Origin of the sequence: Pseudomonas sp. CF161 (genome assembly GCF_000416215.1) — a bacterium.
Classification (GTDB): domain Bacteria; phylum Pseudomonadota; class Gammaproteobacteria; order Pseudomonadales; family Pseudomonadaceae; genus Aquipseudomonas.
The window spans coordinates 93,088-107,161 of record NZ_ATLP01000126.1 but is presented as its reverse complement, the minus strand read 5'-3'; the positions used below and the strand labels follow the sequence as shown (position 1 = coordinate 107,161).

Genomic DNA, 14,074 nt, shown 5'->3' with positions numbered 1-14,074 from the left:
ACGCTACGGGTGAAACCTCAACACCGGGAATGACTAGTGACGCCGCAGCCCCATGCGGCAGGCAATCGCAAACGCCTGGCCAATGGCGCCCGGGTCGGCCTTGCCCTGGCCGGCAATATCGAAGGCCGTGCCATGGGCCGGCGTGGTGATGGGAATCGGCAAGCCCCCCTGCACCGTCACCCCGCGGGAGAAGCCCATCAGCTTGATCGCGATCTGCCCCTGGTCGTGGTACATGGTCACCACCGCATCGAAGGCCTTGGCGTCGCCCTGAACCTTGAGAAAGATGGTGTCGGCGGGAAAGGGTCCCTGGGCATTCATGCCCATTTTCTGCGCGGTCTGCACTGCCGGGCCGATGATGTCGATCTCTTCGCGCCCAAAACTGCCGTTGTCGCCGTTGTGCGGGTTGAGGCCACACACACCGATGCGCGGTTGTTCAAGCCCACTGCGCTTGAGCGCGGTGTCGATCAGTTCGATGGCTTGCACCACTTTGTCGTGGCTGAGCAGTCTTGGCACATCGGCCAGGGCCACATGGGAGGTCACGCGAGAGGTCCACAGGTTGCCCAGGGTGTTGAACTCGCAGAAGGGCCCGTCAAACGCCAGCAACTCGGCAAACCAGTGCAGCTCATCGCTGTGGTTCATTCCGGCCATGTGCAACGAGGTCTTGTTCAGCGGCCCGAACAGCAAGGCATCGGTGGCGCCCTGGTGGGTCAGGCGGACCGCCTGCTCCAGGGTATCGAGGCTGTAACGCCCGCCTTTATCGGTGGCCTGGGCGCTGGCGAAATCACCGTCGGTGGCCCCACGAAAAGGGAAAAACAGCGGCGTGTCATCGCTGAAATCCAACCGGTCCAGGCTGGCGATGGTGCGATAGGGAAAGCGGCTTCCAGCGATGTGCATGCCGCGCAGCATCAGGGCCTCGTCGGCGATCAGCACGATCCTGGCCTGGGCTCGCGCTGCCGGGTCAGACAGCAGACGAGCGATCAGCTCAGGGCCGATACCGGCGGGGTCACCCAAGACAATAGCGATACGAGGCAGGCTCATGCGGGGGTCCTCTTTACAGGGTTTGGTGCGGGGAACTGACAGCTGGAGGCAATTGAACGCGCCATGACAGGTACCTCGGTTATTGTTCTTTTTATCAGTGTTCGTCCGATCAACGATGGCGAATCTCTGGTGAGGCGAACTATCGAGGAAGGAGCGATAACCGTCTAATCAAAGATGCTGATAGGGCTATTCGCTGAGGTTATCGCTCGGTTGGCCAAGGCAGCCACAGCCCCGCCCGCCCCAGCAGCCTTAGCCGCCTGCCAAGGCCCATTTGCCAGGCACCGTTCATTTCACCGATGCCCCTTGGCAAGCCCGGTGTTTCTTGTAAGCCTTAGCCCTCCTTCGCCAGCCCTGAGCGTTTTCGATGAGCCGCATTCCCGATGCCCACCTGATCCACAGTCGCCTGCGCCTGCGGCAATTACGCCTGATGCTGGCCCTGGATGAGTTCGGCTCGTTGCGGCGTGCAGCCCAGGAAATTGGCATGACCCAGCCGGCGGCCACCAAGATGCTCCACGAAACAGAGAACTTGCTCGGGGTCGAATTGTTCGAGCGCTTGTCGCGGGGGATGCGTGCGACGCCCTTTGGCGAGACGGTGATTTACTACGCGCGCATGGTGTTTGCCGAACTCTCTGGCATGCGCGAAGAACTGGTGTCGCTGGAGTCGGGGAACCTTGGGCGGGTGACGATCGGCGCCATTCCGGCGCTGGCCTCAGGCTTGCTGACGCGCACTATTGCCACGCTGAAAAAAAGCCACCCACGGTTGTCCATGAGCATCCAGGTCGACACCAGCGACGTGCTGGTGCAGGCCTTGCTGCAGGATCAACTGGACATTGTGCTGGGGCGGATTCCGGCGGGCGCGCGGGCCGAAGAGCTGCTGTTCGACAGCCTGGGCGAAGAGGCGTTGTGTGTGATCGCGGGCGCACAAAACCCGCTGGCGCAAAGCACCCGTTTGAGCTGGGCCGAGCTGCAACACGAGACCTGGGTCCTGCAACAGCACCCCAGCCCCATGCGCTCGATCATCAACCAGGTGTTTCACAATGCCCGGGTCGACATCCCCAGCAGCATCGTCGAGACCACCTCGATCATGACCCTGCTGTCACTGGTGCAGCAGACCGACATGATTGGCGTGACCCCGGTCTCGGTGGTCGAGGACTACCCGGGGCGTGATCTGCTGGCGGTGCTGCCGATCAGCTTCGAAGCGCGCCTGCCGCCCTTTGGCCTGATTACCCGGCGCCATCGCATCCAGTCATCGGCCATGCAGGCGTTCATGCACTCGGTGCGGGTCGAGCAAGCCGGAGCGCGGCCCTAGGGCTTGGCGAAGACCTCCGGCTCAGCATCGGCAGGGTTCAGGGCAACGTCATGGTGATGATGTAAGCGCCGCTGTTGACGGCCTTTCCTGCGGTATCGACCAGGGCGTATTGCTGGTTGTAGTAGCGCCCGGACTGGCCGCTGTCGGCTACCAATTTGACCTTGACCGCCGAGGGCGACAGCGCCGCCACCGTGGCAACGGGTTGCACGCTGCGCACGCCGAGCGAACCTGCGCGTGCGGACTGCGGGCACTTGCTCAGGCTGAAGGTGGCACCGTTATCGTTATGGACTGAATGGGTATCGGGTGAGCAAGGGGATTCAACGATACTGCCGTAGAAGTGGATCACCCCTTGAGACGAGGACGTTGCAGCGAAGGTCGGGCCAATGATTCCGAAAAATAACCCGACGGCTGCCGATAGGTGGTTTGCGTTCATGCTGTGCCCTCCGTGTGTAGCTACTATGTCGTCAGCTTAGGCGGACACTTTAACTTTCAGGTTTGTCTTATTTAATTTCATCGAAACGATGAAACCGATAATGTTTTCCGAGCAGACCCTGTGCCAATCCACGACGCTCCTTGCCCGTTGCAGGCAAGGAGCGTCATCGCCTGGGATCAGGCGCTTTTACGGAAGACGAACACCAGCCCGACAATGATCAGCAGCATGCCGAGGATGCTCAGGCTGGCCAGGCGATTGCCGAAGATCAGGTAATCCATGACCGCCGTCACCGCCGGCACCAGGTAAAACAGGCTGGTGACATTGACCAGGTTGCCGCGGGCGATCAGGCGATACAGCAACAGGGTCGCCAGCACCGAAACCACCAGGCCCATCCACAGCACCGGCACGAAAAAGCCCGTCGAGTGCTCGAAGTGGAAGGGTTGAAATGGCACGAACACCCCGCACAACAGCAAGCCGGCCAGGTACTGCACCGGCAGGGTGCCGAGGGGGTTGTCGGTGATGCGCTTCTGCATGATCGAACCCAGGGTCATGCTCGCCAGCGCCAGCAGGCCGAACAGCATCCCGGCCAGGGACATCCCCGCCAGGCCGATGCCCTGGTACACCACCATGATCAGGCCGGCCAGCCCCAGTGCCAGGCCGAACATCAGGCTCCAGGAGCGCTGGCGCTCCATCAGCACCACGGTGAGGATCGGTTGCACCCCCATGATGGTCGCCATGACCCCGGGGGTGACCTTCAAGTCCAGCGCCAGCAGGTAAAAGATCTGATAGGCCCCCAATAGCACCAGCCCGGTGGCTGCCGCGTACAGCATCGACTGCCGCCCACGGGGCAGCCTGAGCTTGAGCAATGGAATCAACAGCACCAGCCCGCACAGGGCGATGGCGAAACGCAGCAGCAGGAAGGCAAAGGGCGAGGCATGGGCCAGGCCCCATTTGGAGAAGATCGCGCCACTGCTCCAAAGCAGGACGAACAGGCTCGTGGAGGCCGCCGCAAGCGCGGACTTTTTCGAAATGACAAACATGGTGACCACCTGTAATCAGGCAAAAAGCCAACTCAGCCGAGGCTGAAATTCAGTAGTTTTTTCTGGCGGGTACAGGGCGCAGCAGTAAGTGCTGATCAGCCCCGGACAACAACGCCCGGCGGTGATACGACGGCGTACACCGGCGTGCTACTGACAGGTGGGGGGTAGTGACTGATCTGCGCAGGCTGCTGATTCCCGCACGGCACGACGCCAGCGTTGACCGCTGAATCGACTACCGCATTGATCGGGGAAAGGGGCATGTGCAGATCTTTCTTAAGAGGGATGGTGAATCGTCTGATGCACCGAGCGCCGACTATAACCAGCGCTCGATAGCCTTTGCAACGCTTTATCCAAACAACCAGTAACCCAGGGCTGCCAGCACTACCACCGCCAGCACCGGACGCATGATCCGGTACAGCTTGGGATTGCGGCGCTTCCATTGCTTGACCACGCCACTGAAGCGATCGCTGAAGTTCTTGCTCCAGGCATAGGCCTGGTTGATCCCGCCGACGCGCTCGTCGTCGAGGTTCTGCGGCGCGGTGGCGCGCCCCAACAGGCCACTGACCCAACGGTTGACGCGGGTCATCAGGCGGTTGCTCAGCGGACGCTCGATGTCGCAGAACAGGATCACCCGGGTCTGCTCGGTCTCGTTCTTCACCCAGTGCACGTAGGTTTCATCGAACATCACGTCTTCGCCATCGCGCCAGGCATATTCCTGGCCATCGACGAAAATCCGGCAGGCGTCGGAGTTCGGCGTGGACAGGCCCAGGTGATAACGCAGGGAGCCGGCAAACGGGTCACGGTGCGGGTTGAGGTGGCTGCCGCCGGGCAACAGCGCGAACATCGCGCCCTTGACGTTGGGAATGCGGCTGACCAGCTCCACGGTCTTCGGGCACAGCGCTTCGGCCGAGGGCAGGGGTTTGTCGTACCACTTGAGGTAGAAACGCTTCCAGCCCTTCTTGAAGAACGAACCGAAGCCGGCGTCGTTGTTCTTTTCGGCGGCGCGAATATAGCCCTCGTCGAACAGGTGCATGGCTTCGTCGCGGATCACCTGCCAGTTGTCCTTGAGCACGTCCAGCTCCGGGAACTTGCTGCGGTCCAGGTACGGCTTGGAAGGCACGCCGGAAAACAGATACATCAAGGCGTTGTAAGGGGCGAACAGCGCCGAATGGTTGACGAACTGGCGCAACACCGGCAGACGCGCCTTGCCGCGCAAATGCACGTAGAGGGTGCTGCCGATAAACACCAGCAGCACCCCGAACTTGGCAGCGAAGGAAAAGCTCATGCAACAACTCCTTGAAAATAGGCACCTGCGGGGTTGCGTTCACCCGACCTGGCAGCCGGCCATGATAAACACTCCTGGGCCCTGGAAAAACCCGCGCAACCGAACAATCAGCGTTAACGGTCGCGCAACAAAGCGTTAATTAGCATAAGGCCGCCAAACCTCGGCTGATGTGGATCAGCACATTGGCATGGCGGCTGGCCGGTTCGCGGCGGGCCCGCCCCCGGGAAGGACGGAGTTACTGCTGGTTTTCCTGGTCGGTGAACAGGTCACTGAACAGCATGCTCGACAGGTAGCGCTCGCCCGAGTCCGGCAGGATCACGACGATGGTCTTGCCCTGCATTTCCGGGGTTTCAGCCATGCGCACCGCCACCGCCATCGCCGCACCGCAGGAAATGCCGCACAAGATCCCTTCTTCCTGCATCAGGCGCAGGGCCATGGCCTTGGACTCTTCGTCAGTCACCAGCTCGACCCGGTCGACCATCGACAGATCGAGGTTGCCCGGCACGAAACCGGCACCGATGCCCTGGATTTTGTGGGGGCTGGGCTTGATTTCTTCACCGGCGAGCTTCTGGGTAATCACCGGCGAACCTGCCGGCTCCACCGCCACCGAGATGATCGGCTTGCCCTGGGTCTTCTTGATGTAACGGGACACCCCGCTGATGGTGCCGCCCGTGCCCACGCCGGCCACCAGCACATCCACTGCGCCGTCGGTGTCGTTCCAGATTTCCGGTCCGGTGGTTTTCTCGTGGATCGCCGGGTTGGCCGGGTTATCGAACTGCTGGGGCATGAAGTACTTGGCCGGGTCGCTGGCAAGAATCTCCGCCGCCTTGTCGATCGCGCCTTTCATGCCCTTGGCCGGCTCGGTCAGCACCAGTTCGGCGCCCAGGGCCTTGAGCACCTTGCGCCGCTCGACGCTCATGGAGGCCGGCATGGTCAGCATCAGCTTGTAGCCTCGCGCCGCCGCGACAAACGCCAGGCCGATACCGGTGTTGCCCGACGTCGGCTCGACAATGGTCATGCCCGGCTTGAGTTTGCCCGAGCTTTCGGCGTCCCAGATCATGTTCGCGCCGATCCGGCACTTCACCGAGTAGCCCGGGTTGCGCCCTTCGATCTTGGCCAGAATGGTCACGCCACGGGGCGCGATGCGGTTGATCTGCACCAAGGGCGTATTACCGATGGAATGGGCGTTGTCAGCAAAAATGCGGCTCATGGCTGGGTCCTTATGCAGCATTGAAGAAGTGCTCAAGGGTATGCCTCGGGCCCATGAGCGTCCAGTCGTAGCCACAGGCCGCGCAAAACCCGGGCCGGGGCTATGCAAGAGACGCATAGCCAGGACTGAAGTTCGCATTGGTCGGGCCAATCGGGTCTGGGCCATGATGCCGCCCAAGAGTTGGCCAGCTCCCCTACCCGCCCCGTCAAAGGAATCATGCAGATGGCTATTGCCCCTGAAATCCAGTCCCTGGCCGACGATATGCGCGCCTGGCGCCAGCAGATCCACAGCCAGCCGGAAATCGCCTTCAACGAACACCAGACCGCCCACTTGGTCGCCACCCTGCTGCGCTCCTGGGGCATCGAAACCCATACCGGCATCGGCCAGACCGGGGTCGTGGGGGTGATTCAGGGTGCCCTTGGCCCCGGCCCGAGCATTGCCTTTCGCGCCGACATGGACGCCCTGCCCATCGTCGAGGAGGGCCAGCCCGCCTATCGCTCGCAGCATCACGGGGTGTTCCATGGCTGCGGCCACGACGGGCACACCAGCATCCTGCTGGGCACCGCCTGCCTGCTGGCCCGGCAGCGCCAGTTCCGCGGCCAGGTGGTGCTGATCTTCCAGCCCGCCGAAGAGATCATCCAGGGCAGCCTGGCCATGCTCGAAGACGGTTTGTTGCAGCGCTTCCCCTTCGACGAGGTGTATTCCCTGCACAACCACCCGACCCTGGCGGCCGGCACCATCGGCGTGCGGGTCGGTGCCCAGTTGGCGTCGGTCGACTTCTTTTCGATCCGTATCACCGGGGTTGGCAGCCACGGCGGCATGCCGCATTTGAGTGTCGACCCGATCGTGATCGGCGCGGCCCTGGTCGGCGCCCTGCAAGGGATCGTCAGCCGCACCATCGACCCGCTGGAAAACGCGGTGATCAGCGTCTGCCGCTTCCAGGCCGGGGAAACCAACAACGTGATCCCCGAATTCGCTGTGCTCGACGGCACCATTCGCACCTTGTCCACCGCCGTTCGGCAGCAGGTGGTCGAACACATCGGGCAGGTCTGCCAGGGGCTGGCCCTGGCCCATGGCTGCCAGATCGACATGAGCCTGGCCAACAGCACCCCGCCAGTGGTCAACAGCCCGCAGCCGACCCGCTACGTGGTGCAGGCGGCGCAGCAGGTGGTGGGCCCGGAAAACCTGATTGAAAACGTGGCGCCGATCATGGCCGGGGACGATGTGTCGGTGTTTCTCCAGGCCCGTCCCGGCTGCCATTTCCTGCTGGGGCAGGACGGCCCCATGTGCCATCACCCGCACTATGACTTCAACGACGAGGTGGCCGGCATTGGCGTCGCCATGTTCGAGCAACTGGTACGCCTGCGCCTCGCGGCCTGACACAACAACAACAACAACAACAACAACAACGCGCCAGCCCGGAAGCCGCCATGAACCCCAGAACCCTGTTCGCCTGCCTGCCCCTGCTGTTACTGGCACCCTCCGCCCAGGCGGCTTCCGGCACCAGTTATGCCGCCAACTGGCACACCCTGGTGCCCTTCCTGCTGCTGGTGAGCCTGACCCTGGCCGTCACCCGCTGGGCCGGTCGCCGCAGCCGCGGCACTGGAGACTTCTACAACGCCGGCGGCGGTATCAAGCCCTGGCAGAACGGCCTGGCCCTGGCCGGCGACTACATGTCGGCCTCGACCTTTCTTGGCGCGGTGGCGATGCAGGCGATGTATGGCTATGACAGCCTGATCTACGGGGTCGGGACCCTGGTCGGCTGGCCGATCCTGCTGTTTCTGGTGGCCGAGCCCTTGCGCAACCTGGGGCATTACACGCTGTCGGACGTGGTCTCGTTCCGCCTGCAAAAACGCCCGGTGCATCTGCTGACCGCCGCCAACTCCCTGGTCATCGTGCTGTTCTACCTGGTGGTGCAGATGGTCGGCGCCGGCAAGTTGATCCAGCTGCTGTTCGGCACGCCGTACCTGGCGTCGGTGGCCATGGTCGGGGTCCTGGTGCTGCTGTACGTGCTGATCGGCGGCATGCTGGCCACCACCTGGGTGCAGATCATCAAGGCGCTGCTGATCCTGGCGATCGGCAGTTTCCTGTGTTTCATGGTCTTGCGCAGCGTGGGGTTCAGCGCCAACCAGTTGCTCGACCGGGTGATCCAGGCCCATCCCCAGGGCCTGTCGGTGCTGGCCCCGAGCAAGCTGATCGCCGACCCGGTGGACGCCATTTCCCTCGGCGTGTCGCTGATTTTCGGCATGGTCGGCCTGCCCCATATCCTGATCCGCTTCTTTACCGTCAAGGATGGCGCCGCCGCCCGCCAATCGGCGTTCTACGCGACCTGCATCATTGCCTACTTCTATACCCTGCTGCTGGTGATCGGCGCCGGGGCGGCGATCTTCGTCCTCGGCAACCCGGCGTTTGTCGAAGCCGGCAGCCAGGACCTGATCGGCGGCAACAACATGGCAGCCATGCACCTGGGCAGCTTCTTTGGCGGCCAGTTGTTCCTCGGCCTGATGTCGGCCGTGGCCTTTGCCACCATCCTCGCGGTGGTGGCCGGGCTGACCATCTCCGGCGCCTCGGCGGTCGGCCACGATATCTACACCCACCTGTTCCGTCAGCCCACCAGCAACCCCGAGCGCGAGCTGAAGATCTCCCGGATCGCCAGTGTCACGCTGATTGTCGTCGCCCTGCTGCTGTCGCAATGGGTGCAGCACCTGAACATCAGCTTCCTCGCCGGGCTGGTGTTCGCGATTGCCGCCAGCACCAACTTCCCGATGCTGATCCTGTCGATCTTCTGGCGCTGGCTGACCACGCGCGGGGTGGTCGCCGCCTGCCTCTGCGGGCTCGCCAGCTCCGTGGGCCTGCTGATACTCGGGCCGGCGATCTGGGTCGGGGTGCTGGGGCATGCGGCGCCGGTCTTCCCCTACTCCAACCCCGCCCTGTTCTCCATGAGCCTGGCCTTCCTTGCCGCCTGGGTGGCTTCGGTCACCGATCACAGCCCCTCGGGCGCGGCCGAGCGTGCGCGCTTCGACGCCCAGCACTACCGCTCCCTGACCGGCATCAACACCCATGCCGCCGTGGCCCACTGAACCCTGACTGCCAACGAGGAAACTGCCATGTCCAGCACCGCCCGCCACTCCGATCACCTGCTGCGTCGCCTGAAAAAACTGCGCGCACGGTTCAGCCTGGGCCTGAGCCTGCTGACCCTGGGCGCCTACTTCGGTTTTATCCTGCTGGTGGCGTTTGTCCCGCACTGGCTGACCCTGCCGCTGTCCGGCGAGTCACGCGTGACCAGCGGAATCCTGGTCGGGGTCGGCCTGTACGGGTTCTGCGTCGTGGTCACCGGCTTTTACACCTGGCACGCCAACCGCTACATCGACCCACTGCTCCAGGAGTTGCAGCGCTTGGCCGCCGCCCAAGACTGATCAAACCGGCAGCGCCAACTGGCTCGCATAGCCGGCAAAGATCTTCTGCGCCTCGGCCTTGGCGCTTTCCACCGACGGCGCCAGGGTGCGCCCCGCCAGGCTCACCGAGCCGAAGCGCGCGCTGCGTTGCAAGGGCGGGTCCAGCGGCACTTCGCACAAGCGGCCACTGCCCAGCGCCTGCCAGAACGCCGGCCGGCTGCCGAACACCACGCTGTTGCCGGCCAGGGCCAAGGCCTCCAGATCACTCAGCAGGTCGGTTTGAAAGCGCAGGGCCGTCTCGATCGAACACTCGAAATACGCCTCCAGATCCGCCATGGCCCAGGCCGATAACTGGATGCTGCCCAGGGGATACGCCAGCAGCTGTGCCCGCGACACCGGCTCGCCCTGCAACAAGGGGTGCCCGGCACGGCAGAAAAACCCGCTGCGCCAGCACGGCAAGGGATCGACCTGCAGGTCATGGCGATAAGAAAGCAGCGCCACATCGCCAAAGAAGATATCGATCCGCTCCTCCAGCAACAGCCGCAACAGCTCCTCGTAGGTGCCGCCCTTGACCGTCAGCCGCAGCCGCGGTGCCGTGCGCGCGAAATGTTCGAGCAGCGGCGCCTTGAGCAGCGCCGCCGCCGTCGGCCCGAAGCCCAGGGCGATCTCGCCATACTCGCCGCGCCGCACCCACTCGATGTCGCGCCGCAGTTCGTTGAGTTCGGCCAGCACCTTGCGCGCACGCTCGGTGAACACCCGGCCGTAGGGCGTCAGCTCGACCCCCGCCGGGCTGCGATCGAACAACTGCACCCCAAGCTCGGCCTCGATCGAGGCAATACTGCGCGACAGCGCCGGCTGGCTGAGGTTGACCTCGATACTGGCTCGACTGAAGGTCAGGTGCTCCACCAGCCCCAGAACATGACGCAGCTTCCTGGTATCCATAATTACCTTCTTTGGCGAAAGACAAGGCCCGACAGCGCTGCCGACCATCGTACAAAAGCCGGCCGGCGTCCATGCCTCGACAGTTGCTTCGAACGACTGCGAGCCGTGGCAGTCAATCCCTTTAATGACAGATGGAGATTCACGCTCATGAAACGTCGTTACAGTTGGCCGCTATGGACCCTGGCCGCAGTGGTGGTGCTGCTGGTGGCCCTGCACATCGCCCTGCCCTACTTGGTACGCGACTACCTGAACGACAAGCTGGCGGACATGGGCGACTACCGGGGCCAGGTCACCGACGTCGACCTGGCGCTGTGGCGCGGCGCGTATCGGATCAACGGGCTGAAGATCGTCAAGGTCGACGGCAAGGTGCCGGTGCCGTTCGTCGATGCGCCGTTGATCGACCTGGCGGTGAGCTGGCATTCGCTGTGGTACGACCATGCCGTGGTGGCCAAGGTGCAGTTCGTCAATCCCGAGCTGAACTTCGTCGACGGCGGCCCCAACAAACAGGCGTCGCAGACCGGTCAGGGCACCGACTGGCGCGCGCAATTGAGCAAGCTGCTGCCGATCACCCTCGACGAAGTGCGGATCGACGACGGCAAGATCAGCTTTCGCAATTTCAACTCCAAGCCACCGGTCAACATGAACGCGACCCAGGTCAATGCCAGCCTGTACAACCTGACCAACGTGGTCGACGTCAAAGGCCGGCGCGATGCCAGTTTTGAAGGCAAGGCCCTGCTGCTGGGCCACGCGCCCCTGGAAAGCAGCGCCACCTTCGACCCCTTGAGCAACTTCGAAGACTTCGAGTTCCGCCTGCGGGCCAAGGACATCGAACTCAAGCGCCTCAACGACTTCGCCTCGGCCTACGGCAAGTTCGACTTCAATGCCGGTCACGGCGATGTGGTGATCGAGGCCGAAGCCACCAAGGGCCAGCTCAAGGGCTATATCAAGCCGCTGCTGCGCGACGTCGAAGTGTTCAATTGGCAACAGGATGTGGAGAACAAGAACAAAAGCATCTTCCGCTCGGTCTGGGAGGCCCTGGTGGGCGCCAGCGAGACCGTGCTGAAGAACCAGAGCAAAAACCAGTTCGCCACCCGGGTCGAGCTCAGCGGCAACGTGCACCAGCAGGACATCAGCGCGTTCCAGGCGTTTTTGCAGATCCTGCGCAATGGCTTTGTCCAGGCGTTCAACGCCCGCTACGAGCAACCCAAGCCGTCGGCAGACTGAGCCTGCCCTGACCGAGTCATCAAGTGACGCCCCATTCAGAGACTGAATGGGGCGTCTGCGTTCACAGTCGACCGGGCGCCGCGCTATAGTCGGCCATCCCGTTTATTGTTCCGGCCTGCCTGTGGCAGCCCGGCGTTACCGTTCGAGGAATTGCAGATGAAGTTCGAAGGCACCCGTGCATACGTCGCCACCGATGACCTGAAGCTGGCGGTCAACGCCGCCATCACCCTGGAGCGGCCGCTGCTGGTCAAGGGCGAACCGGGCACCGGCAAGACCATGCTCGCCGAACAACTGGCCGAGTCCTTCGGCGCACGCCTGATCACCTGGCACATCAAATCCACCACCAAGGCCCACCAGGGCCTGTATGAGTACGACGCGGTCAGCCGCCTGCGCGACTCGCAACTGGGGGTGGACAAGGTCCATGACATCCGCAACTACCTGAAGAAGGGCAAGCTGTGGGAAGCCTTCGAATCCGAAGAGCGGGTGATCCTGCTGATCGATGAAATCGACAAGGCCGACATCGAGTTCCCCAACGACCTGCTGCAAGAACTCGACAAGATGGAGTTCTACGTTTACGAGATCGACGAGACCATCAAGGCCAAGCAGAGGCCGATCATCATCATTACCTCCAACAACGAGAAGGAATTGCCGGACGCCTTCCTGCGCCGCTGCTTCTTCCACTACATCGCCTTCCCCGACCGCGCCACCCTGCAGAAAATCGTCGACGTGCACTACCCGGACATCAAGAAAGACCTGGTCAGCGAAGCCCTGGACGTGTTTTTCGACGTACGCAAGGTACCCGGCCTGAAGAAAAAACCTTCGACCTCGGAACTGGTGGACTGGCTGAAACTGCTGATGGCCGACAACATCGGCGAAGCGGTGCTGCGCGAGCGCGATCCGACCAAAGCCATTCCGCCCCTGGCCGGCGCCCTGGTGAAAAACGAGCAGGACGTGCAGTTGCTGGAGCGCCTGGCGTTCATGAGCCGTCGCGGCACCCGCTAAGAGGCTGCTGCCATGTTGCTCAACCTGTTCAATGAAATGCGCGCCGCCAAGGTCCCGGTGTCGGTGCGCGAGCTGCTCGACCTGATCAACGCGCTCAAGCAGCGCGTGACCTTCGCCGACATGGACGAGTTTTATTACCTCGCCCGGGCGATCCTGGTGAAGGACGAACGCCACTACGACAAGTTCGACCGTGCCTTCGGGGCCTACTTCAATGGCCTGGAAAAGCTCGACGACCACTTGCAGGCGCTGATCCCCGAAGACTGGCTGCGCAAGGAGTTCGAACGCTCCCTGAGCGATGAAGAACGGGCGCAGATCCAGTCCCTGGGCGGCCTCGACAAGCTGATCGAAGAGTTCAAGAAGCGCCTGGAAGAACAGAAGGAACGCCACGCCGGCGGCAACAAGTGGATCGGCACCGGCGGCACCAGCCCCTTCGGCTCCGGCGGCTTCAACCCGGAAGGCATCCGCGTCGGCGATGCCGGCAAGCGCCAGGGCAAGGCGGTGAAAGTCTGGGACCAGCGCGACTACAAGAACCTCGATGACTCGGTGGAACTGGGCACGCGCAACATCAAGGTGGCCCTGCGCCGCCTGCGCAAGTTTGCCCGCCAGGGTGCGGCAGACGAGCTGGACATCGATGGCACCATCGACCACACCGCCCGCGATGCCGGGCTGCTGAATATCCAGATGCGCCCGGAACGGCGCAACACCATCAAGCTGTTGCTGCTGTTCGACATCGGCGGCTCGATGGACGCCCACGTGAAGATCTGCGAGGAGCTGTTCTCGGCCTGCAAGACCGAGTTCAAGCACCTGGAGTACTTCTATTTCCACAACTTCATTTATGAATCGGTGTGGAAGAACAACCTGCGTCGCGGCTCGGAACGCACCTCGACCATGGACCTGCTGCACAAATACGGCGCCGACTACAAGGTGATCTTTATCGGCGACGCCGCCATGGCCCCCTACGAAATCACCCAGGCCGGCGGCAGCGTCGAGCATTGGAACGAAGAAGCCGGCTATGTGTGGATGCAGCGCTTCATGGAGAAGTACAAGAAACTCATCTGGATCAACCCCTACCCCAAGGACACCTGGGGTTACACCGCCTCGACCAACATCGTGCGCGACCTGATCGAAGACCGGATGTTCCCCCTGACCCTGCGCGGTCTGGAAGAAGGCATGCGGTTTCTTTCCAAGTAGAGCCG

13 protein-coding genes are annotated in these 14,074 nt (G+C 62.8%); 7 read left to right on the top strand and 6 right to left on the bottom strand.

Annotation, left to right across the window (positions count from 1 at the left end; genetic code table 11):
* Positions 1–33 precede the first annotated feature (33 nt).
* The gene (locus tag CF161_RS30720) at positions 34–1,038 is read right to left on the bottom strand and encodes a 4-hydroxythreonine-4-phosphate dehydrogenase PdxA (RefSeq protein WP_020300535.1); all 1,005 of its coding nucleotides are present in this window, start codon (positions 1,036–1,038) and stop codon (positions 34–36) included.
* A gap of 364 nt (positions 1,039–1,402) precedes the next feature.
* Between CF161_RS30720 and CF161_RS30715 the strand changes: the two genes are divergently transcribed.
* Positions 1,403–2,347 (top strand): LysR family transcriptional regulator, encoded by a 945-nt coding sequence (locus tag CF161_RS30715; RefSeq protein ID WP_020300534.1) that lies wholly within the window; start codon positions 1,403–1,405, stop codon positions 2,345–2,347.
* Between the two features lie 37 nt (positions 2,348–2,384).
* Here the strand turns inward: CF161_RS30715 and CF161_RS30710 are convergent, their stop codons facing one another.
* The 4 genes from CF161_RS30710 to cysK form a co-directional block, all read right to left on the bottom strand.
* The gene (locus tag CF161_RS30710) at positions 2,385–2,780 is read right to left on the bottom strand and encodes a hypothetical protein (RefSeq protein ID WP_043230984.1); all 396 of its coding nucleotides are present in this window, start codon (positions 2,778–2,780) and stop codon (positions 2,385–2,387) included.
* Between the two features lie 176 nt (positions 2,781–2,956).
* Positions 2,957–3,820: a DMT family transporter gene (locus tag CF161_RS30705; RefSeq protein ID WP_020300532.1), complete on the bottom strand. Its 864-nt coding sequence runs from the start codon at positions 3,818–3,820 to the stop codon at positions 2,957–2,959.
* A 346-nt stretch (positions 3,821–4,166) separates the two neighbouring features.
* Positions 4,167–5,105, bottom strand: a complete 939-nt coding sequence (locus CF161_RS30700; protein WP_020300531.1) for an aspartyl/asparaginyl beta-hydroxylase domain-containing protein — start codon at positions 5,103–5,105, stop codon at positions 4,167–4,169.
* Between the two features lie 235 nt (positions 5,106–5,340).
* A complete protein-coding gene (cysK, locus tag CF161_RS30695; RefSeq protein WP_020300530.1) occupies positions 5,341–6,315 on the bottom strand; it encodes a cysteine synthase A in 975 nt (324 codons plus the stop codon).
* A 222-nt stretch (positions 6,316–6,537) separates the two neighbouring features.
* Between cysK and CF161_RS30690 the strand changes: the two genes are divergently transcribed.
* Genes CF161_RS30690 through CF161_RS30680 form a run of 3 tightly spaced genes read left to right on the top strand, consistent with a single transcriptional unit; the run spans position 6,538 to position 9,731 of the window.
* Positions 6,538–7,695: a M20 aminoacylase family protein gene (locus CF161_RS30690; RefSeq protein WP_020300529.1), complete on the top strand. Its 1,158-nt coding sequence runs from the start codon at positions 6,538–6,540 to the stop codon at positions 7,693–7,695.
* Between the two features lie 50 nt (positions 7,696–7,745).
* A complete protein-coding gene (locus tag CF161_RS30685; RefSeq protein ID WP_020300528.1) occupies positions 7,746–9,395 on the top strand; it encodes a cation/acetate symporter ActP in 1,650 nt (549 codons plus the stop codon).
* Between the two features lie 27 nt (positions 9,396–9,422).
* On the top strand, positions 9,423–9,731 hold the full coding sequence (locus CF161_RS30680; protein ID WP_020300527.1) for a DUF485 domain-containing protein: 309 nt from the start codon (positions 9,423–9,425) through the stop codon (positions 9,729–9,731).
* Here CF161_RS30680 and CF161_RS30675 read toward each other — a convergent pair whose 3' ends face one another.
* Entirely contained in the window at positions 9,732–10,652 is a 921-nt protein-coding gene (locus CF161_RS30675; RefSeq protein WP_020300526.1) for a LysR family transcriptional regulator, read from the bottom strand.
* A gap of 147 nt (positions 10,653–10,799) precedes the next feature.
* Between CF161_RS30675 and CF161_RS30670 the strand changes: the two genes are divergently transcribed.
* The 3 genes from CF161_RS30670 to CF161_RS30660 all read left to right on the top strand — a co-directional run bounded on the left by CF161_RS30670 (position 10,800) and on the right by CF161_RS30660 (position 14,069).
* Positions 10,800–11,876: a DUF748 domain-containing protein gene (locus CF161_RS30670; RefSeq protein ID WP_020300525.1), complete on the top strand. Its 1,077-nt coding sequence runs from the start codon at positions 10,800–10,802 to the stop codon at positions 11,874–11,876.
* 156 nt (positions 11,877–12,032) lie between these two features.
* Entirely contained in the window at positions 12,033–12,878 is an 846-nt protein-coding gene (locus CF161_RS30665) for a MoxR family ATPase (protein WP_020300524.1), read from the top strand.
* A gap of 12 nt (positions 12,879–12,890) precedes the next feature.
* Positions 12,891–14,069 carry a VWA domain-containing protein gene (locus CF161_RS30660; RefSeq protein WP_020300523.1) on the top strand — a complete coding sequence of 393 codons (1,179 nt, stop codon included), beginning with the start codon at positions 12,891–12,893 and terminating at the stop codon, positions 14,067–14,069.
* The last annotated feature ends 5 nt before the right edge of the window (positions 14,070–14,074 follow it).

Excerpts from the sequence above, each read along its gene's own strand:
- CF161_RS30720 (WP_020300535.1), bottom strand. The coding sequence starts at position 1,038 with ATGAGCCTGCCTCGTATCGCTATTGTCTTGGGTGACCCCGCCGGTATC.
- CF161_RS30715 (WP_020300534.1), top strand. The coding sequence starts at position 1,403 with ATGAGCCGCATTCCCGATGCCCACCTGATCCACAGTCGCCTGCGCCTG.
- CF161_RS30710 (WP_043230984.1), bottom strand. The coding sequence starts at position 2,780 with ATGAACGCAAACCACCTATCGGCAGCCGTCGGGTTATTTTTCGGAATC.
- CF161_RS30705 (WP_020300532.1), bottom strand. The coding sequence starts at position 3,820 with ATGTTTGTCATTTCGAAAAAGTCCGCGCTTGCGGCGGCCTCCACGAGC.
- CF161_RS30700 (WP_020300531.1), bottom strand. The coding sequence starts at position 5,105 with ATGAGCTTTTCCTTCGCTGCCAAGTTCGGGGTGCTGCTGGTGTTTATC.
- cysK (WP_020300530.1), bottom strand. The coding sequence starts at position 6,315 with ATGAGCCGCATTTTTGCTGACAACGCCCATTCCATCGGTAATACGCCC.
- CF161_RS30690 (WP_020300529.1), top strand. The coding sequence starts at position 6,538 with ATGGCTATTGCCCCTGAAATCCAGTCCCTGGCCGACGATATGCGCGCC.
- CF161_RS30685 (WP_020300528.1), top strand. The coding sequence starts at position 7,746 with ATGAACCCCAGAACCCTGTTCGCCTGCCTGCCCCTGCTGTTACTGGCA.
- CF161_RS30680 (WP_020300527.1), top strand. The coding sequence starts at position 9,423 with ATGTCCAGCACCGCCCGCCACTCCGATCACCTGCTGCGTCGCCTGAAA.
- CF161_RS30675 (WP_020300526.1), bottom strand. The coding sequence starts at position 10,652 with ATGGATACCAGGAAGCTGCGTCATGTTCTGGGGCTGGTGGAGCACCTG.
- CF161_RS30670 (WP_020300525.1), top strand. The coding sequence starts at position 10,800 with ATGAAACGTCGTTACAGTTGGCCGCTATGGACCCTGGCCGCAGTGGTG.
- CF161_RS30665 (WP_020300524.1), top strand. The coding sequence starts at position 12,033 with ATGAAGTTCGAAGGCACCCGTGCATACGTCGCCACCGATGACCTGAAG.
- CF161_RS30660 (WP_020300523.1), top strand. The coding sequence starts at position 12,891 with ATGTTGCTCAACCTGTTCAATGAAATGCGCGCCGCCAAGGTCCCGGTG.